We start from the raw sequence: 21056 nt of genomic DNA, 5'->3' as shown, positions 1-21056 counted from the left end.
TTCAGTCTATTAAAAGCCGCACAATTTAATTCTAGCAATGTCGGCATACTAGATTCTGCTGTACTTTAATACCCAAGTATATTTGCTCATTACTTGGCTGCTTACATATTAAGTGGCATTTTGTGCTGCGTAGTTATTCTGTGTTGTCTATAATGGTGCATCTAAAAAAGGAAGTAGTTATGAAAAGCATTGAAATAGATGATGATTTATATGCCTTTATCGCCAGTCAAACAAAGCATATTGGTGAGAGTGCATCGAAAATTTTAAGACGTTTACTGTTACCCGAAGACGGGGCAGCACTGCACAGTGTTAAAACGCCAGCGGCATCTTTGGCAAACAATACAGCAAACAGCTCAGTAAAGAATGCGAGTGCTTCGCAAAGTGCTGAAGCGGATAAAAAGGTAGAAGTATCAACAACTCAAAAACAAGTGCCTTCTGCAACCGCCATCTCAAATACGGCTACCGAAAAAGCCACAGTAACCAGACAACGTAAATCGACTGCAGGCGCAGCTCAAGATGATGCGAGCACTAGCACGTCAGCAACCTCCTCTTCAACGAGCAGAGCGAAGCAATCTCCGGTGAAAAAGGCAGCCTCGGCAAAAGCAGCGGTAACATCTGCAGCACCAGTTAACGAGAATGCCGATAGTGAAGCAAGCAGCGCTGCACAAGCTCATGATAAAGACGATATTTTAACTCTGGTATCTAAAAGCGCATTGTCTACATTCACAAAACGAGTAGATCAATTCTTGTTCGTTTTAAGTGCAGCGCACAAACTTAATGCAGATAGCTTCGAGCGCGTAGAATCAATTAAGGGCAAAAATAGAACCTATTTCGCAACAAGCAAAGAAGCCTTGCTCGAGAATGGCAGTAGCACCAATCCCAAAGCGATACCAGACAGTTCTTATTGGGTAGTAACCAATAACAACACCGCTAAAAAAGTGAGTATGTTGGAACAGGTCTTGCGTCAGTTAGGCTATTCACCAGAAGTTATCGACAGCGTGATCTCTCGTTTCTCTTCTGAAGGCAAATAATCGACCCTATATCATAAAGGACTAAAACATGGCATTACACCCTCAAGCTGGACAGCCTGCGGCAAAAGAACAGCTTATTAACGTTGCGCAACTGGTAAGTCAGTACTATAGCTTTAAACCTGATATTCGCGAGGCAGGTCAAGGCGTATCTTTCGGTACGTCTGGCCATAGAGGTACAGCGTCAAACTGTACCTTTACCGATACCCATATCAGTGCCATATGCCAAGCGTTGGTTGAGTACAGACAGCAAGAGGGAATAACGGGGCCTTTATATATAGGGAAAGACACCCATGCACTTTCTGAACCCGCTATGGTGACTGCAATAGAAGTGCTTTGCGCCAATGGTGTCGATGTCGTTGTTCAACGAAGTGATAATGCAAGCTTGGGGTATACACCAACACCGGTTATTTCTCGCACTATAATACGCTATAACCGAGATAACACGGAACATCAGGCTGACGGCATTGTAATTACGCCATCACACAACCCGCCTTCAGATGGTGGATTTAAATATAATCCTCCCCACGGCGGTCCAGCCGACAGCGATGTGACCAAACTCATCCAAGACAGAGCCAATGCGCTTATTGCCGATGGAAACAAAGACGTTAAAAGAATTGATATTTTAAATGCCCGCGAGCGCAAGCTTGTTCGCGAAGAAGACTTCATGGAACCCTATATTGATGACTTAGCGAAGGTTATCGATATGGAAGCGATTGCTAAAGCAAACCTCACGTTGGGTACAGACCCGCTCGGCGGGGCAGGCATTGGCTATTGGTCGCGTATAAGCGAAAAATACGGTATCAAAATTGAAGTGGTCAACGACAGTGTAGACCCCCAGTTTGGTTTTATGCGAAGAGATAAAGACGGCAAGCTGCGCATGGACTGCTCTTCTGCTTACGCCATGGCTGGACTTATTGAACTAAAAGATAACTTTGATTTAGCGTGGGGCAACGATCCAGACTTCGACAGACACGGCATTGTGTGTAAGAGCGTAGGGCTGATGAACCCCAATCATTATCTTGCTGTGGCCATTAATTATTTATACACCCACCGCTCCGAGTGGCCAGCTTCTCTTAAAATAGGCAAAACCTTAGTATCTAGCAGCATGATTGACCGCGTAGCGAAAAGTTTAGGCAGACCGTTGGCAGAAATGCCCGTTGGCTTTAAGTGGTTTGTAGACGGACTAGCCAATAGCCACATTGGCTTTGCGGGCGAAGAAAGTGCCGGAGGCATTTTTCTAGAGAGAAATGGTGACACTTGGGCAACTGACAAAGATGGCTTCATTCTTTGTTTACTCGCCGCTGAAATTTTAGCGGTAACGGGTAAAGATCCAGGCGAGCACTATATTGCTTTAACAGAACAATTCTCTGCTCCCGTTTATAACCGTGTCGATGTTGCCGCCACCCTAGAGCAAAAACAAAAACTATCGGCAATGGATGCCTCTGTTGTAACCAACGATATGCTGGCGGGAGAGCCCATTGTATCCATACAAACTCACGCACCCGGTAATAACGCAGCTATTGGTGGTGTGAAAGTATCGACTGAAAATGGCTGGTTCGCTGCGCGTCCTTCAGGTACCGAGCAAATATATAAAATATACGCAGAAAGCTTTAAAGGTGAAACTCACTTACAGAACTTAATTGAAGAGGCCGAAGCGTTAGTGGGTAAAATTATCGGTTAGTGCTTAAAAATTAAACTGCTTTTAGCTTTAAATGTAATTTAAATGTTAAAAAACGCATGAATGCATACGAATTCATGCGTTTTTTTGTTTTGTTTACAAAATAATAACAACATAATCGTTTAAGTGTTGATATATTACTGTCATATTATTGACGTAAGCTGTAATTAAATTACGTTTTAGAGGGTGCATGAGCACCGTTTAACCTAAGAGTGAGACGCAATATGAATGCAAAAGCGGCAAAGACGCAAACCTCTCAAAAAATTGACAAGTCTGAGTTTAAGGCTGCGGTCATAAACCATCTTCATTGTTCGTTGGGTACCGACGAAAACAAAGCAAACAACCACGCATGGTGGAAAGCAACGTGTGCCGCTATGCAGCAACAAGTATTAGAGGGGCTGCGTAAAACTCAAAAGTCTCACTATTTAAACGATACGCGTGCAGTACATTATTTCTCTGCTGAGTTTTTAATGGGGCGTTTGCTATCGAACAACCTGCAAAACTTTGGTCTGTTTGAAGTTGCAAGCGAAGCATTAAAAGAGCTGGGTGTAGAAATTTCAGACGTGCTGGAAGAAGAGCCGGATATGGCGCTAGGTAACGGTGGTTTAGGCCGCTTGGCAGCGTGCTTTATCGACTCACTGGCAACGATGGAAATGCCTGCAATTGGCTATGGAATTCACTACGAGCACGGTCTGTTTCGTCAGGAAATTAAGAGTGGCGCGCAAATTGAGCGTCCTGATAGCTGGCGAGATTACGGCAATCCATGGGAAATTTGTCGCCCAGAATCTACTCAAGAAATTTCACTATACGGTTACGTAGAAACTAAATACGGTGAAAACGGACGTGTAGTAAAAGAGTGGCACCCTGGTTCGATTGTTAAGGGGGTGCCATGGGATATTCCGGTTGTTGGTTACGAAGGTAAAACCGTTAACGTATTGCGTTTGTGGCAGTCTGAAGCATCAGGTTACTTTAACTGGGATGTATTCAACGCGGGTGGTTATGTAGATGCACAACGTGAAAACGTGCAAGCAGAAACTATCTCTAAAGTATTGTATCCGAATGATGAAACCGAAGCCGGGAAAGAGCTTCGTCTTATTCAACAATACTTCTTCAGCTCATGCTCACTAAAAGACATCATTCGCCGTTACAAGCGCGCGCATGGAGATGACTGGAGTCGCTTTGCTGATCAAGTTGTTATTCAGCTTAACGATACTCATCCAGCCATTTCAATCCCTGAATTAATGCGTATTCTTGTGGATCGCGCCGAACTTAATTGGGACGACGCGTGGGCAATTTGTACTAAAGTATTCGCCTACACAAACCATACTTTGCTTCCTGAAGCACTAGAAAAGTGGCCTGCACGAATGATTGAGAAAATCCTTCCGCGTCACTTAGAAATTATTTACGAAATTAACCATCGCTTTATGGCTGAAGTTGATAAGCAATGGCCTGGCGACAATGCCATGAAAGCGAAGCTGTCGATTATTGAAGAGGGCAGTGAGAAGATGGTACGTATGGGTAACCTATCGGTTATCGGTTCGTTTGCGGTTAACGGTGTGGCAGAAATGCACTCTCGCCTAGTCAAGTCTTCTCTTTTCCCAGAGTTTGATGAGCTTTATCCAGGTAAGTTAACTAACGTGACAAACGGTATTACGCCACGTCGTTGGTTGAAAGCGTGTAACCCAAAACTTTCAAAGCTTATCGACAAGAAAATTGGTGATGACTGGCCGACGGACTTAGATAAACTTCAAGGTTTAGCTAAGTTTGCCAAAAACAAAACGTTCCAAAAGCAGTTCATGAAAGTGAAGCTAGAGAACAAAGAGTTATTGGCAGAGGAAATTCGCAAGTCTTTGGATATCGAAGTTGATGTAAATGCTATTTTTGATGTGCAAATTAAACGTCTGCACGAGTACAAGCGACAGCATCTAGCACTTCTTTATATCATGGCTCTATACCGTCGAATCTTAGAAAACCCAGATTATGACATGCATCCTCGCGTGTTTATCTTTGGTGCGAAAGCGGCTCCGGGCTACAAGCTGGCAAAAGATATCATTTATGCCATCAACAAAGTGGCTGAAAAGATAAATAACGATCCGCGTGTAAACGACAAGCTTAAAGTGGCGTTTTTACCGAACTACCGCGTTTCGTTGGCAGAGAAGATGATTCCGGCTGCAGATGTGTCTGAGCAAATTAGTACGGCGGGTAAAGAAGCCTCTGGTACAGGTAACATGAAGCTTGCGCTTAACGGTGCGGTGACAATTGGTACATTAGACGGCGCGAACGTTGAAATTGCTGAAGAAGTAGGCGATGAAAACATCTTTATCTTTGGTTTAACTGTTGAGGAAGTGAATGAGCGTAAAGCTGCGGGTTATAACCCTCACGACTATTACTACAAAGATGCAGAGATAAAAGCGGTTCTTGACTGGTTAGAAACAGACTACTTCACACCCGGTAAGCCAGGTGCACTAGTTTCTATTAAGCAAAGCCTTCTAGATCACGGCGATCAGTACATGGTGTTGGCTGACTTTAGAGCTTATTCTGATGCACAAACTCTAGTAGACGCCGCCTATAGAGATAAAGAGCGTTGGGCTGAAATGGCCATTATCAATACGGCGAAAATGGGTAAATTTACCTCAGATCGCTCAATAAAAGACTATGTAGAGCGTGTATGGAAGCTTTCACCGTGTAAGATCGAAGGCTAATCGCAATACATCATCGAAAAAGCCCGAAAATGTTATTATTTTCGGGCTTTTTTCATTTTGTAGCCGGCAATTAGACTACACTCATAAATATCGGGTTACCGAGAGAGCGCAACTTTGCGCAGATATGGAATAAAGTATTCGTAAGCTATACGTAAGTATAACCTCGTATGCTTATTTATACGTTAGTGGCATTGCTACAAACGTTGCGCAGTGTTTCTATAGAAGCAGTTAGTATTAGTACTTCGTTGCCATTGAGCGCAAGGAAACTTCATGAGTAGAACCCATACTTCACTGGCCACTATCCCAAATAGATTCGCATTTATAGATAGTGTATCCAAAGTCGCTTCACAGTGTTCAGAGCTGTCGTTAATGCTCGTTGATGTTGTGAGGTTTTCTGATGTAACCACCAGTTTGGGGATCACCGTAGGCGACCAGTTTCTTCTTGAGATAGCGAATAGGATCCAATCGCTGTTTGGCAAAGATGTGTCTATTGGCCGAATAAGCGGTGATGTTTTTGGGATTGTGTTCCCAAATGTTAGTAACGAGGCGTCGCTTCGTTATTCATTCGATTACCTTGTAGAGCACTTCAAAGTACCCATGCATTACGAAGATAATGCATTTATGGCAGATTTTAATGTGGGCGTGGTGTGCAGCAACGACACACATTGGGTAAACAGTGAAGTTGATACGCCGCGTTTTGATATCACTGCATTTGTCTCTCGTGCTGAGGCCGCATTAAAACAAGCCAAAGAAAACAAATACGAGAACTACTTTTCACTCGCACTCAAAGATAAAGCTGACACGGGAAGAAGCCTTGCGTTAAAAGCAGACTTAAAGCGTGCGCTATCCAAAAACGAATTAGAATTATATTACCAGCCAAAAGTAGACTTACAAACCTTACAAGTTGTGGGCGCTGAGTGTCTTCTCAGATGGAACCATCCTCTTGATGGCGTGCTTTTTCCCGGGCCGCTTATCGAAGCTGCTGAATCTTATAACATGATGAATGAGTTGGGTTATTGGACTCTCGAGCAAGCGTTTAGAACACTGGCGGAGTTTGAGGCATTGAAACTTCAGCTTTCTCTATCGGTGAATATATCGCCAACGCAGCTTTACGATAATCAACTTATTCCTACGTTACACATGCTCAGTAAGTCTTACGATATTCCCATGTCTCGATTAGAGCTTGAGTTAACAGAAGATATTGCGCTCTCAAACTCATTAATGGTTAAAAAGCAATTAGATGAATTACGAAGCTTAGATATTTCTATATCTGTTGACGATTTTGGTAAGGGATATTCTAACCTAGCTTATATACGTGACCTACATCTCGATGCGCTTAAAATTGATAAAGCTTTTGTTATGGAATTAGAGGAAGCAGGCGTAAACCGAGCGATAATAGAAGCTGTTAAAATTATCGGAGAGGCTAAAGGTTGTAAGGTGGTTGCAGAAGGCGTTGAAACCGTTGAGCAGCTACATATCTTAAGAGACATTGGTATTACCGATGGGCAAGGATATTTGTTCTCTAAAGCAGTTCCGTTGAAACAATTTGTGACCTTGGCTCAGCAGGAAGTTATTATCGGCAGCTCACCAACGAGGAAGCAGGCATAAAGAACAAACGGAAGCTCCTCTCTGTTGAGTTTTAGTTACTTGACTCGCTAATGCTCTGACTTTTTCGCTAACTTACTCACTTAAACACCAGCTTGAGCTCGTTCCACAAACGGAAGCGAGTGGAGTATGGTTATCACACTTCGCCTTTTCTGTGGTATAACTTGTTAAAGCAAAAACTATTATAAAGCACAGCTTGAAAAGTGCTTCATTTCTTATTTTAATAATAAAAACAATTAGCTCAGTTAAATAGCTAATGTAAACATTGAGGGAATTTAAATATGGACGTTGTATTCAATTACTTGTTCTCCTACCAGGCATTTTTACTCATCCTTGTGGTGGTTTTACTCAAGTCATCGGTGAAGTTCGTACCGCAAAACAGAGCCTACATTATCTCTCGTTTTGGGAAGTACAATACCACTCTTGAAGCTGGGCTTAACTTTATCGTGCCATTTATCGACACGGTTGCCGCAGACCGCTCTTTAAAAGAGCAGGCCGAAGACGTTCCTGAACAATCTGCCATTACTAAAGACAATATTACGCTGTCGGTAGACGGTGTACTTTATTTTCGCGTGGTCGATCCTTACAAAGCTACCTATGGCGTAGAAAATTATACCTTCGCAGTAAAGCAATTAGCTCAAACCACCATGCGTTCAGAGCTGGGTAAAATGGAGCTGGATAAAACTTTTGAAGAGCGAGATTTATTAAACACTAATATTGTGTCTGCACTTAACGACGCCGCAGCGCCCTGGGGCGTTCAGGTGCTTCGTTACGAATTAAAAGATATCAATCCGCCAAACTCTGTTCTTGATGCCATGGAACAGCAAATGAAGGCCGAGCGTCTTAAAAGAGCACAAATCTTAGAGTCGGAAGGTGACAGGCAAGCCGCTATCAACCGCGCAGAAGGTGAGAAGCAATCTATTGTATTAGCAGCTCAAGCCGAGAAAGAAGAGCAAATTCTAAAAGCCCAAGGTGAAGCCGAAGCAATAATTCAGGTAGCTAAAGCCGATGCAGAAGCTATTGAAACAGTGGGTAGGGCCGCTGCTACTGAAGATGGTCAAAAAGCCGTGCAGTTAGACTTGGCAAAAGGTGCTATTAAAGCAAAAGAACAGATTGCTAAAGAGAGCTCAGTAATTTTACTGCCAGACGGCTCAACGGAAATAGGAAGTGTTGTTGCGCAGGCCATGTCAATTGTGAACAAGCTGGGCAAAAAAGTTGATTAATTGCGTGAAGCTTTTTGTTATGAAAAGCACTGCCATTAAAAGCCTGATTTTGCAAAAGCGTGTTATGCAAAGGCCTGCTATGCAAAGTTTTGTTACGCCAAGTACTATTACGCCAAGTACTATTACGCCAAGTACTTTTACGCCAAGTACGATTACGCAAACTATTGTTTGGAAATAGAGTTATGGAAAATATAGAAAGCTACCTCCTTGCATTAGGCTTGGTATTAATGATTTTAGAATCGCTACTAGGGTTCTCAGTTATTTTGCTTTTCACACTAGGGCTATCGTTAATAGTCACCTCTGCATTAGTGTATATGGGCGTTTTTGAGCCCAGTGTACTAAATCTTTTTATTGCGGTATCTGTGCTAGATTCCATTCTTATGGTGGCACTGTGGAAACCTATGAAATATCTTCAACGAGATAGGGCGCCTCGCAAAGTAAAAAGCGACTTGGTGGGTAATGTTGTAGAGCTTTCTCAAGACGTAGGGCCTGCTCAACCATCATCGTTGCACTATTCTGGAGTAACATGGAAAGTAAAAAGCGATGAGCAGTTAGCGGCCGGCACCAGTGTTGTTATTCAAGATGTTGAGGTGGGTATACTCATCGTAAGCGCTAAAAAGTAGTAGAAGCCAAAATGGGTAAAACTAGAGTTAGTAAAACCATAATCAGTAAATGTAACTGAGCACGCTCATAAAAATAGATTGTGAGTAAAAAGAGTGCTTTCGCCAGCCTTTTAGGTGAAGTGCTCTTTACGCTTTCTATGTTGTTAATACTCAGATTTTGCGCGCGAAAACGTGCTTTTAATTAAGGGTGTCGTTAGACTATTAGCATTCTTGATTACGTAGGTTAACTATGCAGCAACTTATCGATGGCGGAAACTTTCTCGCCTTATCCCGACAATCGCCTTCTCTATTTTCAGCACCAACGACCTTCGAATTGGCCAATGGCACAAGCGTGATTATTACTGCGCCTGGCATCATTCAATTTCATCCCGTAGGCAACACTACGAGCAAGAAGAAAGTGGTATTATCTTGCGGTGTTCATGGTAATGAGACAGCACCCATAGAAATATGTGATGAGCTGGTGCAGCGTATTTTATCTGGTCAACTTTCCCTGTCGCACAATGTGCTTTTTCTGTTTGGTAACTTACCTGCAATGGATATTGCAGAGCGCTTTGTTCAAGAGAATATGAACCGCTTATTTAGCGGAGCGCACTCAGAAGGAGAGGGACTGATAAACGATGAACGCAAGCGTGCGAAAGCCCTTGAAGATGCAGTAGCTGACTTTTTCACGAGGCAGAACGAGCAAAACGGTGAGCGTTTGCATTACGATTTACACACTGCAATTCGTGAGTCTAAAAATGAGAAGTTTGCGGTGTATCCGTATCTTCACGATAGAAAACACAGCAAAAGTCAGCTTGCATTTCTTGCTGCATGCGGCGTAAAAACTATTCTTCTTTCAGAAAACCCGACAACTACATTTAGTTACTTCTCTTCTTTCTACCACAATGCTCATGCGTTTACGGTAGAGCTTGGCAAGGTAAAGCCTTTTGGGCAAAACGACATGAGTCGCTTTAAGGAAGCTAAAGACGCTTTGGTTTCTCTTATAACCAGCAATGATTATTCTCCTCAAGTGGACATGGATGAGCTTGATATATTTCGGGTTAACCAAGTGATAAACAGACAACAAGAAGAGTTTACACTGCATTTCGACGACGATACGCCAAACTTTACGGGTTATCCAAAAGGAACCGTTCTCGCCTCGGAGCCGGGCACAGACTATACAGCCCAAGTAGACGGGGAAGCTATTGTATTTCCTAATGCAAAAGTGGCTATTGGCCAACGAGCACTGCTTACGGTAGTGCCTACAAAACTGGACGATCTTGATGTTTGAATTAGACAGTCGGTTACAGAATGATACATTTTTTGTCTGCGATTTAACGCTCAGTCGTGTACTTTTAATGAATGACAGTCAATTTCCATGGCTTATTTTAGTGCCGATGAGAAACGACGTAGCTGAAATAATTGATTTAACCGAGCAAGAACAACAAATGCTGCTGAGTGAGTCTGCCAAAGTATCTAAAGCAATGCAGAAGTTATTTTCACCTTATAAGCTTAATGTGGCAGCGCTTGGCAATGTGGTTAGGCAACTGCACGTGCATCATGTTGCCCGTTTTGAAAATGACGTGGCGTGGCCTAAACCCGTATGGGGAAATCAGAGTTCTGTGGCCTATGAAGAAAGCGATGCTGCAGAGATAATTTCAGAATTAAAATTGAAACTAACATCCTGAATAAAACCTAAATTAAATGGAGTTACCTATGATTATATCTACAACCCCTACACTTGAAGGTCAGAAAATTGATGCATATTGCGGCATCGTGGTTGGCGAAGCGGTAATGGGGGCCAATGTATTTAAAGACTTATTTGCTTCTATCAGAGACATCGTGGGCGGACGTTCTGGTTCATACGAAGAAGAACTTACTACGGCTAGAAAGTTGGCGTTTAGTGAAATTGAGCACGAAGCAAGAGCAATGGGCGCCAATGCAGTGGTGGGTATCGACCTTGATTACCAAGTTATTGGCGATAAAGGCAGTATGCTTATGGTGAGCATTAGCGGCACCGCAGTAAAAACTTCGCCTCTTTAAAGCCTGATATTGGAAAGCTTTATTCTGGAAGGCCTTATACTGGAAAGCCTGTCACCGCAATGCCTGTCACCGCAAAGCTTTGTCACCGGAACGCAAGCTGTTAAACGCCTGCATTGATAAAAGCAGTCAACACTTTGCCTGTTTTTAACGAAGTCTTGTTTTATCCTATGGCGTAGTTGTGATATTCCTAAAACGCGCGACATACCGAATGTTGCGCTTTTTTGTTTGCCCAGCGAAGCTGGCAAACCCGTCAGGTTGAAAGAAACCTGAATCACCCTGACTGAGGGGAAGATAATCCGAATGGCAAGGGCGTCTTAGCAAGTGATATGAAGTATGCAGGAGCCGTATACGAGGCCCGTACGTACGGTTCTGTGAGAGGGATGAGGCGCAAGCCTCACCCTACTCGATGTTTTTAAAACGATAGATTTACCACTCGTCATCATCTTCATCGTCAAACCCATTTGACGTTTTTTTACTCGCCTTGTCGTCATCCTGCTTTTTATTGCTATCAAAGGGCTTTGATGGCGTAGGGAATTTAAATTTTGCGCTGTACTTCAACAGAGTAATGTTGCCAACAATGACACCTAGCACGAGTACAATAATTAAGACTATCCATGTTGTGTCCATTGAGTGTTCTCCGTTTATAAAGTTATGACAGCGAAATATTATGCTCAACTCACAGGTTATTAGAGGCGGCTAGCTTTCGCCCTTATTAAGCACGTATTGTTGGTACAACGAGGGCAGTTGGCCTAAAATAATGTCCTTGCCAAGGATCTCACTTTGCGTAAGGGCATCGGCTAATGCGTTTTCACTTCTAGCCAACTCAAAGTTTGACGCCACACTTTTATAACTAATATGCCAGGGTTCTCGCGCCACGCCACCAACATTTTTCTCGAAAGGGCGGTAAAAGCCAAATTCATTCATATTATCCTCAAGCCAGCACGCTAACGCATAGCAAGGGCCTTCGGATAAATATTCTTGCTCTACCAACTCAAAGCTCCCGCTCCATTGATGAACAGAGGTTCTGTCATAGACATCAAGATCGGTACCCCAATGATGTCGGCTGCCTCCAGGTAATGCAGACCATGTCAGAATAGCCTGTAATTTTTGGGTGTCAGACAATTCGCTAAAAACAAGCTCGTTACCTTGGGCATCTCGTAACACAGCTTCCCCCCGCCATTTTCTATTAAAAATAGCCAGTTGGCGGTCGAAGCTTCTATAGCTGCTTACTATTTGTAAATCGATACCGTCACGATGCGCTTTTTGCTGCATCGCCTTAACAGCATCATTCACATCAGGGTGAAGAAAGTGTCCATGGCCAGCGTCTACTAAGTAGTCGTTTTGCTGACCTAGCCACTGTTGCTTTAAAATACTTGATGGCATTAGTTAGCCAGCAGGCGTTCTAAAATACCGAAGTACATGTCGGCGAGTTGTTCTAAATCTGACATTTTTACGCATTCATCTATTTTGTGAATGGTTGCGTTAACCGGGCCTAGCTCTATAACTTGCGCTCCAGTGGGTGCGATAAAGCGACCGTCGGATGTACCGCCGGCAGTTGAAAGCACCGTTGGCGTGCCTTTTACCGCTTCAATAGCGCCTTGAGTGGCTTCAAGTAAAGCGCCAGAGTCGGTAAGGAATGGTTGCCCGTTGAATGTCCACTTAATATCGTAATCCAGCTCGTGTTTGTCCAAGATGGCTTTGGTGCGCTCTATGAGAATGTCGTTGGTAACTTCTGTTGAAAAGCGAAAGTTAAAACACACGTGCATTTCACCGGGAATAACATTACCAGCGCCTGTACCAGCATGGATATTGGATATCTGAAAGCTGGTGGGCGGGAAGAAATCGTTGCCATTGTCCCAGTGTGAAGAAGCTAGTTCATCGAGTGCAGCTGCGGCCATATGAACAGGGTTTTTGGCTAGGTGAGGATAAGCAACATGCCCCTGTATACCTTTAACAATAAGGTCGCCGGTTAGCGAGCCTCGACGACCGTTTTTCACAATGTCGCCAACGTGGTCAGTAGAAGATGGCTCGCCAACTAAACACCAGTCAATTTTTTCATTGCGCGCTTCAAGGGTATCAATAACGCGGGTAGTGCCATTGATAAATGGCCCTTCCTCATCGCTGGTGATCAAAAATGCGATGCTGCCTTTGTGATCGGGATACTTATTCACAAACTCTCTGGTAGCGACCAGCATAGCTGCTAAGCTGCCTTTCATGTCTGCGGCTCCACGACCATGCAGATAACCGTCTATTTCTGTGGCGACAAAAGGAGATGTCTTCCAAGCACTTTCAGGTCCACTTGGGACAACATCAGTATGGCCTGCAAAACAGAACAGTGGGCCTTCGGTATTGCGTCGCGACCATAAATTTGTGGTGTCATCGAACACCATGGTCTCATTGTTGAAACCTAAAGCGTCGAGAAATGTTTTCATCGCATCCTGACAACCGGCGTCTTCTGGTGTAACCGAACGGCGGTTGATCAGATTTTTAGCAATGTCGATGACTGAATCGTTTAACAAAATATTTCCTCGTATTGAGCAGGTTTAAAACCAATATAGAATTGATTGTTGTGAACCATAATTGGGCGCTTAATCATGGCCGGGTGAAGTTCAAGCAGGGTCAGAGCTTTTTCTCTATCAATGGTCGCTTTTTCTGCTTCATCAAGCTGCCTGTAGGTGGTGCCGCGTTTGTTCAGCATTACTTCCCAGCCAAGATGTGCTTCGGCGCGTTGTAAAAACTCTGAATCTGCGCCCTCTTTTCGATAGTCGTGAAACGTGAATTCAATATCCCGTTCGGCTAACCATTTTTTTGCTTTTTTAATTGTATCGCAGTTTGGAATGCCGTAAATAACAGTGCTCATATATATCTATTCCGTACTTATAAAACCGTTTATTTGTGTCGTGTGCGTATTTAAACCATGTCGCTGAGCTACACCGCTAAGTCATGTCGCTAAGCCATGCCAATAAGTCATGTCAATAAGCCATGCCAATAAGTCATGTCAATAAGCCATGCCAATAACCCATAAAAATTAGCAAACAAGCATGGGGCTACACGAATAGCGTGAGTAATGGATCTTCCACAGCGTCTACATGTTTTCTATCTGTGGTCATTACGCCAAGTAATGCATGGCCGTTTAATATGGTCATTATACAAATATTTTCGACGCCTTGCTGCTTTAGCCAGCTAGAATTAACGGTAAATAATAGAGAACCCGCTTTAAATGTATCACCTGTCTTTATTGCGCAAGAAAATTGAGCGCCATGCAATTGATGGGTATCGCTACCGTATTTGATCAAACACTTTAGTCCTGCACTCGACTTAATTTCAACAGCGTAATCAAGTGGGATAACGCGAGTGCAGATACCGCCAAAAGGGGCTTTCACACTTGACGATGGTGATGTGATTGCCGCTCCTGGTCCAAAATACCCCTTTGCATATAGGCTATCACTGGCAGCACTTAACGGTTTTACCTGTCCGCTCATAGGCGCTAACACATCAAACGACTTTCTGTATGAGTCAGGTGCACTAAAAAGTAACTGGCCTTTCTTCACTGTTACGGGGTCTCGTTGACGGTATAACCAGCTTTCTTAAGCGCTTTTACAGCATCACTAAGTTTGTTGTCCTTTACCAAAAAGAAGTCGGTGTCGAACGTGGATACAACAAAAATAGAGACTTTTACCGCGGCTAAAACCTGTCCGAGTTCAGCCATAATACCCACCATAGAGAGGTGAAGGGGGCCTAGCAACTCTAATGCTCTCCAATTTTCGTCGCGGTCGACAGAATCGACTTCCACAGACTCTGGCACCACAATAGAGAGCTCGTCTTCGGTTTTTCCAAGAAAAAATAGAGGGCTACTAAGCACTGACGAAGGAATGCTTGAGTCTGGATCCAGACTGTGAATAGTGAATAACTCGTCGTGTACGAAGAGTGTTTGTTTAGGCATGGATTATCTAAAAATATGAATACTTCAACATATCCACATTAAACCATTAACTGTGATTAAGTGTCACGTGTTATCCACTTTATCTGTGGATAAGTTTGTTGAGTAGTTTGGAGTGTTCTCTTAATTTGTTGATATTAAACAAAAAAATAAACTGTACAAAAAAAGCTCAGTGGATAACATTAACGGTTTAACAAGCATTTTCCACAGGCTATGTCTACAACTTAAATAAAAAATGTTTATATTTTTTGCAATTTCTTTGCTTGACATTATGTCTAATCTTTAGCGAAAAGCGCGTTAGCAGATAAGATCTAAGTGCCGTTAATATGCACCCTTGTTTAACTTTTCCAACTCGGCCTTATACCTTTTATTCAGATCACTTCATAACAGCCACATTTGATGAATGAGGGCAACTTTTTACACAACAAGATAAGTCGCTTTTAGTGACATAAGCTAAACTGAATAAATATCTCTGCATATTTGCTGTGCCGCTACATATGCAAAGATTAGCAAAGATAAACAAAAATGCGTAAATCCAAAATTTTATTAAGGAAGAGTTATGGCTGATTGGTGTGATATTACAACTGACTGTGCAGAGGAGTTAGTGCATTTCTATGAGGCGGTAATGGGATGGCAGAAACAGGCGATAGATATGGGCGGATACAGCGACTACGTAATGATGAAGCCCGACGGTACGCCAATTGGAGGCATTTGCCATAAAAGAGGGGTAAATAGCGAACTACCAGGTGGTTGGATTAATTATTTCACCGTTGATAGTGTAGAAAAATCACTGGCCGCATTAAAAGAGACAGGCGGAACCCAAGTAGGGGACGTGAAACATCACGGTAGTGACCTTTTTTGCGTGGCCCTAGACCCATCCGGCGCCCCCTTTGCGCTATATGAAAAGGGGAGTGAAAATGGCGATGAATGAGACAATAAAAAACGGCGAATGAAACTTCATCCGCCGTAAATTAAAGGCCTTGCCGCAAGGGCTAGCGCTTTTATCGAGTAGCTTGTTGCTCGCTACTTTTTATTAATAGCGCCGCGGCTAACTTGATCACGCTCTATAGACTCAAACAGCGCTTTGAAATTTCCTTCGCCGAAGCCATCATCTTCTTTGCGCTGAATAAACTCAAAGAAAACCGGGCCAAATACCGTCTCAGAAAATATTTGAAGCAGCAGTCGAGGCTCGCCATCTTTTGTTGTGCCGTCGAGTAATATTCCGCGCTTTTGAAGTTCTTCAACATTTTCGCCATGACCTGGAAGGCGCTCTTCTAGCATTTCATAGTAAGTATTAGGCGGAGGCGTCATAAACTTCATACCTCTGGCTTTCAACTTATCTAAGCAAGCGACTAAATCATCGCAGGCAAACGCAATATGTTGAATGCCTTCGCCGTTATATTTCATCAAAAATTCTTCAATTTGACCGCCACCGCCAACAGCTTCTTCATTTAGCGGAATTCGGATTTTGCCATCTGGAGCTGTCATCGCCTTAGACAGCAGTCCTGTGTATTCCCCTTTAATATCGAAATAGCGAATTTCTCTGAAGTTAAAGAGCTTCTCGTAAAAGTTTGCCCAAAAGTCCATGCGACCACGGTAAACGTTGTGCGTAAGATGATCTAGAGTATGGAAACCACATCCAACTGGGTGACGATCTACGCCTTCAATCCAGTTAAAGTCGATGTCGTAAATGGTATTTTCGCCTTTATAACGGTCGATGAGGTATAGCATGGCACCGCCGATACCTTTTATTGCAGGCAGTTTTAGCTCCATTGGACCGGTGTAAGTGTCCATGGGCTGTGCCCCACGCTCTAACACTTCTTTATAAGCCACTTGTGAGTCTTTTACTCTAAACGCCATGCCGCAAGCAGAAGGGCCGTGCTCTTCAGCATAGTAGGCAGCATGACAGTCTTTTTCGTAATTACTTAAAAGGTTAATGTCGCCTTGACGCCACAATTCAACGTCTTTTGATTTATGGCGAGCCACAAGCGTAAAACCCATCGCTTCAAACATGGGTTCTAAGATACCTTTCTCTGGTGCGGTGAATTCTAAAAATTCGAAGCCGTCTAAACCAATGGGATTTTCAAATAGATCTGCCATAGGAAGTTTTCCTTCGTGAATATGTTTTTGTAATTGTGTATCGATTGTAAGCGCGACGTTAAAACACAAGCAATAGACGCTACGAACACCTGCTTTTGCTATGGAAAGCAAAGCTGTAACGATAAGTTTTCACTCCAAAATACTCAGCGGTTTAATGGGGTAATAAAAGCCCTAAAATACTAATTTTTAGCGCTTTTATTAAAAATTGATGGTGGTAGAGAGTGTCCATAATTTGATACAGCCTTATGTACTCTCGTTAATTCACCATGACTTAATAACGCAACCTGTTTAAAGGTTACCATCGAAATATTTTTTCAGGCCGCTCCAGCAGTTGATATAGTCTTTTTGCCGTTGCGGGCTTTGCATGGCATACGCCGTTGGTGCAATGGCGTAACGGGATTCAAACATAAATGCCAACGTATCTTTATATTGCTGTGGACCTAAATCTGCGTTCGATGCTTTTTCAAACACTTCGGCCTCAGGGCCGTGAGGCGTCATGCAATTATGCAGGCTCATTCCGCCTGGCACGAAACCATGCTCTTTTGCGTCGTACGTACCTTCAATTAACCCCATAAATTCACTCATCACATTTCTGTGATAGTAAGGAGGGCGAAATGTATTTTCTGCCACCATCCAGCGTGGAGGAAATATCACAAAGTCTACGTTTGCAGTGCCTTCTAATTCAGAGGGCGAGGTGAGCACAGTAAAAATAGAGGGGTCGGGATGATCGAAGCTCACAGTGTTCATCACATTAAAGTTAGCAAGATCGTATTTATAAGGGGCAGAGTTGCCTACCCATGCCACTACATCAAAAGGAGAGTGGTCCATTTCCGCTGCGTACAAATTGCCGCAGAATTTATTGATAACAGTATGCGCCATATCGTTATCTTCAAACCATGCCACAGGGTAAAGAAAATCGCGCTGATTTGAATAGCCGTTGGCTCCTACAGGGCCGCGTTCGGGCAAAACAAACGGATGGCCATAATTTTCACAAATGTAGCCGCGAATTGGCTCGTCTTTGCTCACATCTACAGAAAAGCGCACGCCACGAGGAATAACCATAATTTCACCGGGCACTACAGAGAGTAAACCAAATTCGGTTTTCACGTTAAGCTTACCTTCTTGAGGTACAAACAGCATTTCTCCATCGGAAGAGTAAAACACTCTATTGCCCATAGACGCATTGGCAGCGTAGCAGTGAATGCCCATACCAATTTGCGCTTTCGCATCGCCATTTGTGCCAATAGTGACTAGGCCATCAACAAAATCGGTGCTTTTCTCTGGCAGTGGAATAGGATTCCACCTCAGAACATTAGGAGGGCAGAGAATGTCGCTATCCGGAGCGGTTTTTATTAGAGCGTGGGCATAAGGTGCAAAGTCGCCCATAGCAATAGACGGCCTAATACGATAAGTCCAGGTGCGTCTGTTGGCGTGACGAGGGGCCGTAAATGCTGTACTGCTAAACTGTTCTGCATACAGCTTATAATTTACTTTCTGGGGACTAAACTGGCCTTTAGGAAGGGCATTTTCTAGCGCCTCGGTTTCGTGCTCATTATTGAAACCCGTCATGTATTTTAAGTTTTTCATTGCTCCCCCAATTTGCTTTTTTGGTCGCGGTATTATCAACCGTTCTTCTGCGCTGCATTTCTACACTGTGATTTTAAATAGTAATTTTAAATAGTGATTTTACATCGTGGTCTTTTATAGTGAGTTGAAACCTTCTGTTCATCTCGTTACTTCTAAAAATATTAGTGAGACACCCACGCTATTAAACTAGTTACAAATGAAACTAATTCGTTTAGGCTAGTGCTTAATGTTATGTAAATCAATTGTGAACAGTAAAACATGTTGGGAGTTAGTCGAGAAACGTGCTGATTAGTTTACATCCGGAGTAATTATTAAGTGTTTGCCGGCAACTGCACCTTTGAAAGGGTTGGTTAAAACAACTTAGGTTGATAAACACTATTTGAGAGCATGTTGATTTGTGTAAAGCGGCAATAGTCAGCAGATAGATTTCTAATCGCTCCGAAGAAGAGCTTTATATCGTAGTAACACGGCTGGTTGAAAAAGAGGTTTAAAATGAAGCTTAACGACATGTTGGCCTACAAGGTAGCCATGCTTTCTAATGATCTCAGTCAGTCATTAGCCTCTATTTATCGACCATTTGGACTGAGCATGCCCGAATGGCGTGTGGTGGCCACTCTAGGAAACAATAACGCTATGTTATCTAAAAACATAGCGATTGCCACGTGCCTCGATAAAGTACAAATAAGTAGGGCACTTCAGCAATTAGAAAATAAACAACTGGTTACTAGGATGGCTAGCGAGCGAGATAAGCGTGCCGTTAATGTTGCGCTTTCTGAAAAGGGAGAAAACATCTTTAATGAAATTACTCCGTTAGTTTCCCAATGGCAGGCTGAAAAAATTAAAAATATCACTGCTGATGAGTACAACACATTTTTAAAAGTGATGAATAGTTTAAGCGACGAATAATAGAGGCGTGAGCTGAGTTCAGAATAGGTAATGGCCGCATTCGACTACGAGAAAATCATTACTTTTAAGTTGTTAGCTGGTAATTTACGACATAAGTGCAAAAACGCACGATTTTATGAATAAAAACTAACAGAACAATCTAGATTTAAAACAGGAAAGCGCGTGGCACCATTAGAAGTATATGCAGGAGATAAAGCAAGAGAAACTATCTTAAAGAACGGTTTTACCCCTGAGTTATTTAGCTACTTTCTGGGGGCATCCGGAGGGCCTAAGTGGTTTTCACTTGCCGGGCTAGATAGAGTTTTATTTCCAGAATGGTTTGCCAGCGTAAAGCACCAAATTCACGTAATTGGTTCATCAGCAGGGGCTTTTCGTGCCATTTGTGCGGTGCAAAATGATCCGCTTGCAGCAATAAACAGACTTGCAGAGTCTTATTCAACAACAACGTACAGCAGTAACAAACCCACAGCTCGAGAAATAACATCAAAAGCAGAAGACTTGTTAAAACACATGGTTGATGAAAAGGGCAAGCAAGAGGTTTTGGCTAACGAGCGGTTTAAAGCGCATTTAATTGTTGCTAAATGCTTAGGTGCAACGCGTTTTGAGGGTAAATTTCAGCAGCTGTCTGGCTTGGCTATGAGTGCGGCTGCTAATACCGTAAGCCGGAAAAACTTAGCTAAGTTGTATGAGCGATATGTGTTTTCATCGCCAAATAGCCAATTAACTATTACCGATCCCTACGGGATACCCTCTCATTTTCATTCGCTAACGCAAGGCAATATTCATAGTGCATTATTGGCGTCAGGTTCAATTCCGATAGTGATTGAAGGGGTTACTCAAATAGAAGGCGCGCCACCAGGAATGTATAGAGACGGCGGCATAATAGACTATCACTTTGATGTGTCGTTTGGCCCCGATGAAGGCTTGGTTTTGTATCCACACTTTTACGATAAGCCCATACCGGGCTGGTTTGATAAAGGCTTAAAGCGCCGCGTTCCCCATCGTTCAAGCTACGATAATGTAGTTATGTTGGTGCCTTCGCCATCATTTGTCGCCAAATTACCTTACGGCAAGATACCTGATAGAAAAGATTTTGAAGTGCTCGATGCACCCACGCGTATAAAGTACTGGCAAACCGTATTAAGCGAAACCGACAGGCTAGGTGAATACTTTATGGAAGCGGTGAACGACGGAAGGTTGGTAGATAGCATAAAACCGCTCCCTTTTAACTTGCGTTACTAACAGTGCTTCCAACACTCTGTGGGCTGTGAGTATTTTTAACTGACCGCCCATGCTGCTTGTAAAATAAGCACTTAATTCAGTTTTATTAAGTTTTTCTTGCAGCTTTCATTCTGCCTCAGTATTATACGCGCCGTTGAGCAGACAAATGCCCGTTTGTTTTTTTACGCCTCAACTCAAAATGCGTCTATAGCTCAGTTGGTTAGAGCGCTACCTTGACATGGTAGAGGTCCCCTGTTCGAATCAGGGTAGACGCACCATTTATTTTTCTTCTAAAAACTTTTTCTAGCGTCATTTCAAAAAAATTTAAGATTCCTAACTCATTGACAGCATTGAAATAATCGGTTTTAAGCAATTTTTTCAGAATTTGTGTTTCTTTTCGTTTTTTCCTTTGAAAACA

Annotated in this window: 21 protein-coding genes and 1 tRNA gene; 14 read left to right on the top strand and 8 right to left on the bottom strand. The window is 43.0% G+C overall.

The features are described 5' to 3' along the window. Positions 1–179 precede the first annotated feature (179 nt). The 10 genes from BM528_RS07045 to BM528_RS07000 all read left to right on the top strand — a co-directional run bounded on the left by BM528_RS07045 (position 180) and on the right by BM528_RS07000 (position 10884). Positions 180–1031 (top strand): replication initiation regulator SeqA, encoded by an 852-nt coding sequence (locus BM528_RS07045; protein ID WP_071979283.1) that lies wholly within the window; start codon positions 180–182, stop codon positions 1029–1031. A gap of 28 nt (positions 1032–1059) precedes the next feature. After that, positions 1060–2712 (top strand): phosphoglucomutase (alpha-D-glucose-1,6-bisphosphate-dependent), encoded by a 1653-nt coding sequence (gene pgm, locus BM528_RS07040; protein WP_071979282.1) that lies wholly within the window; start codon positions 1060–1062, stop codon positions 2710–2712. Positions 2713–2933: 221 nt separating this feature from the next. Further along, entirely contained in the window at positions 2934–5411 is a 2478-nt protein-coding gene (locus BM528_RS07035) for a glycogen/starch/alpha-glucan phosphorylase (RefSeq protein WP_071979281.1), read from the top strand. A 270-nt stretch (positions 5412–5681) separates the two neighbouring features. After that, positions 5682–7019, top strand: coding sequence for a putative bifunctional diguanylate cyclase/phosphodiesterase (locus tag BM528_RS07030; protein ID WP_071979280.1), 1338 nt, complete (start codon positions 5682–5684; stop codon positions 7017–7019). A 278-nt stretch (positions 7020–7297) separates the two neighbouring features. Further along, a complete protein-coding gene (locus BM528_RS07025) occupies positions 7298–8239 on the top strand; it encodes a slipin family protein (protein ID WP_071979279.1) in 942 nt (313 codons plus the stop codon). Positions 8240–8258: 19 nt separating this feature from the next. Next, the gene (locus BM528_RS07020; RefSeq protein WP_156844037.1) at positions 8259–8417 is read left to right on the top strand and encodes a hypothetical protein; all 159 of its coding nucleotides are present in this window, start codon (positions 8259–8261) and stop codon (positions 8415–8417) included. 4 nt (positions 8418–8421) lie between these two features. Further along, positions 8422–8862, top strand: coding sequence for an NfeD family protein (locus BM528_RS07015; RefSeq protein WP_071979277.1), 441 nt, complete (start codon positions 8422–8424; stop codon positions 8860–8862). Positions 8863–9091: 229 nt separating this feature from the next. After that, the gene (gene astE / locus BM528_RS07010) at positions 9092–10132 is read left to right on the top strand and encodes a succinylglutamate desuccinylase (RefSeq protein WP_071979276.1); all 1041 of its coding nucleotides are present in this window, start codon (positions 9092–9094) and stop codon (positions 10130–10132) included. After that, complete coding sequence (locus BM528_RS07005; RefSeq protein ID WP_071979275.1) at positions 10125–10529, top strand: HIT domain-containing protein; 405 nt, start codon at positions 10125–10127, stop codon at positions 10527–10529. Before astE ends, BM528_RS07005 begins: the two co-directional genes overlap by 8 nt. A gap of 28 nt (positions 10530–10557) precedes the next feature. Continuing rightward, positions 10558–10884, top strand: coding sequence for a heavy metal-binding domain-containing protein (locus BM528_RS07000; protein ID WP_071979274.1), 327 nt, complete (start codon positions 10558–10560; stop codon positions 10882–10884). Between the two features lie 426 nt (positions 10885–11310). Here BM528_RS07000 and BM528_RS06990 read toward each other — a convergent pair whose 3' ends face one another. The 6 genes from BM528_RS06990 to BM528_RS06965 all read right to left on the bottom strand — a co-directional run bounded on the left by BM528_RS06990 (position 11311) and on the right by BM528_RS06965 (position 14827). Beyond that, a complete protein-coding gene (locus tag BM528_RS06990; protein ID WP_071979272.1) occupies positions 11311–11511 on the bottom strand; it encodes a DUF2897 family protein in 201 nt (66 codons plus the stop codon). A 69-nt stretch (positions 11512–11580) separates the two neighbouring features. Beyond that, positions 11581–12267, bottom strand: a complete 687-nt coding sequence (locus BM528_RS06985) for a M15 family metallopeptidase (RefSeq protein ID WP_071979271.1) — start codon at positions 12265–12267, stop codon at positions 11581–11583. Continuing rightward, positions 12267–13403 (bottom strand): succinyl-diaminopimelate desuccinylase, encoded by a 1137-nt coding sequence (gene dapE, locus BM528_RS06980; protein WP_071979270.1) that lies wholly within the window; start codon positions 13401–13403, stop codon positions 12267–12269. Before dapE ends, BM528_RS06985 begins: the two co-directional genes overlap by 1 nt. Beyond that, positions 13397–13744, bottom strand: a complete 348-nt coding sequence (locus BM528_RS06975) for an ArsC family reductase (protein ID WP_071979269.1) — start codon at positions 13742–13744, stop codon at positions 13397–13399. Before BM528_RS06975 ends, dapE begins: the two co-directional genes overlap by 7 nt. 187 nt (positions 13745–13931) lie before the next feature. Next, positions 13932–14435, bottom strand: coding sequence for a PTS sugar transporter subunit IIA (locus tag BM528_RS06970; RefSeq protein ID WP_071979268.1), 504 nt, complete (start codon positions 14433–14435; stop codon positions 13932–13934). 2 nt (positions 14436–14437) lie between these two features. Beyond that, the gene (locus BM528_RS06965) at positions 14438–14827 is read right to left on the bottom strand and encodes an ACT domain-containing protein (protein ID WP_071979267.1); all 390 of its coding nucleotides are present in this window, start codon (positions 14825–14827) and stop codon (positions 14438–14440) included. Positions 14828–15383: 556 nt separating this feature from the next. Between BM528_RS06965 and BM528_RS06960 the strand changes: the two genes are divergently transcribed. Continuing rightward, complete coding sequence (locus BM528_RS06960; protein WP_071979266.1) at positions 15384–15755, top strand: VOC family protein; 372 nt, start codon at positions 15384–15386, stop codon at positions 15753–15755. A 92-nt stretch (positions 15756–15847) separates the two neighbouring features. Here BM528_RS06960 and hppD read toward each other — a convergent pair whose 3' ends face one another. After that, entirely contained in the window at positions 15848–16924 is a 1077-nt protein-coding gene (gene hppD / locus BM528_RS06955; RefSeq protein WP_071979265.1) for a 4-hydroxyphenylpyruvate dioxygenase, read from the bottom strand. A gap of 288 nt (positions 16925–17212) precedes the next feature. Next, entirely contained in the window at positions 17213–18511 is a 1299-nt protein-coding gene (gene hmgA, locus BM528_RS06950) for a homogentisate 1,2-dioxygenase (RefSeq protein ID WP_071979264.1), read from the bottom strand. Between the two features lie 492 nt (positions 18512–19003). Between hmgA and BM528_RS06945 the strand changes: the two genes are divergently transcribed. From BM528_RS06945 to BM528_RS06935, 3 genes are all read left to right on the top strand, one after another. Beyond that, positions 19004–19417 (top strand): MarR family winged helix-turn-helix transcriptional regulator, encoded by a 414-nt coding sequence (locus tag BM528_RS06945; protein WP_071979263.1) that lies wholly within the window; start codon positions 19004–19006, stop codon positions 19415–19417. Positions 19418–19579: 162 nt separating this feature from the next. Further along, positions 19580–20659 (top strand): patatin-like phospholipase family protein, encoded by a 1080-nt coding sequence (locus BM528_RS06940; RefSeq protein WP_071979262.1) that lies wholly within the window; start codon positions 19580–19582, stop codon positions 20657–20659. Positions 20660–20839: 180 nt separating this feature from the next. Beyond that, positions 20840–20916: transfer RNA gene (locus tag BM528_RS06935), tRNA-Val, on the top strand. Positions 20917–21056 lie beyond the last annotated feature (140 nt).

The organism is Alteromonas sp. RW2A1, assembly GCF_001886475.1.
Taxonomy (GTDB): domain Bacteria; phylum Pseudomonadota; class Gammaproteobacteria; order Enterobacterales; family Alteromonadaceae; genus Alteromonas; species Alteromonas hispanica.
Note: the sequence above shows the minus strand (reverse complement) of the source record. Positions and strands in the feature narration are given on the sequence as shown.

Coding starts and splice junctions, on each gene's coding strand:
- BM528_RS07045 (WP_071979283.1), top strand. CDS start 180: ATGAAAAGCATTGAAATAGATGATGATTTATATGCCTTTATCGCCAGT.
- pgm (WP_071979282.1), top strand. CDS start 1,060: ATGGCATTACACCCTCAAGCTGGACAGCCTGCGGCAAAAGAACAGCTT.
- BM528_RS07035 (WP_071979281.1), top strand. CDS start 2,934: ATGAATGCAAAAGCGGCAAAGACGCAAACCTCTCAAAAAATTGACAAG.
- BM528_RS07030 (WP_071979280.1), top strand. CDS start 5,682: ATGAGTAGAACCCATACTTCACTGGCCACTATCCCAAATAGATTCGCA.
- BM528_RS07025 (WP_071979279.1), top strand. CDS start 7,298: ATGGACGTTGTATTCAATTACTTGTTCTCCTACCAGGCATTTTTACTC.
- BM528_RS07020 (WP_156844037.1), top strand. CDS start 8,259: ATGAAAAGCACTGCCATTAAAAGCCTGATTTTGCAAAAGCGTGTTATG.
- BM528_RS07015 (WP_071979277.1), top strand. CDS start 8,422: ATGGAAAATATAGAAAGCTACCTCCTTGCATTAGGCTTGGTATTAATG.
- astE (WP_071979276.1), top strand. CDS start 9,092: ATGCAGCAACTTATCGATGGCGGAAACTTTCTCGCCTTATCCCGACAA.
- BM528_RS07005 (WP_071979275.1), top strand. CDS start 10,125: ATGTTTGAATTAGACAGTCGGTTACAGAATGATACATTTTTTGTCTGC.
- BM528_RS07000 (WP_071979274.1), top strand. CDS start 10,558: ATGATTATATCTACAACCCCTACACTTGAAGGTCAGAAAATTGATGCA.
- BM528_RS06990 (WP_071979272.1), bottom strand. CDS start 11,511: ATGGACACAACATGGATAGTCTTAATTATTGTACTCGTGCTAGGTGTC.
- BM528_RS06985 (WP_071979271.1), bottom strand. CDS start 12,267: ATGCCATCAAGTATTTTAAAGCAACAGTGGCTAGGTCAGCAAAACGAC.
- BM528_RS06975 (WP_071979269.1), bottom strand. CDS start 13,744: ATGAGCACTGTTATTTACGGCATTCCAAACTGCGATACAATTAAAAAA.
- BM528_RS06965 (WP_071979267.1), bottom strand. CDS start 14,827: ATGCCTAAACAAACACTCTTCGTACACGACGAGTTATTCACTATTCAC.
- BM528_RS06960 (WP_071979266.1), top strand. CDS start 15,384: ATGGCTGATTGGTGTGATATTACAACTGACTGTGCAGAGGAGTTAGTG.
- hppD (WP_071979265.1), bottom strand. CDS start 16,924: ATGGCAGATCTATTTGAAAATCCCATTGGTTTAGACGGCTTCGAATTT.
- hmgA (WP_071979264.1), bottom strand. CDS start 18,511: ATGAAAAACTTAAAATACATGACGGGTTTCAATAATGAGCACGAAACC.
- BM528_RS06945 (WP_071979263.1), top strand. CDS start 19,004: ATGAAGCTTAACGACATGTTGGCCTACAAGGTAGCCATGCTTTCTAAT.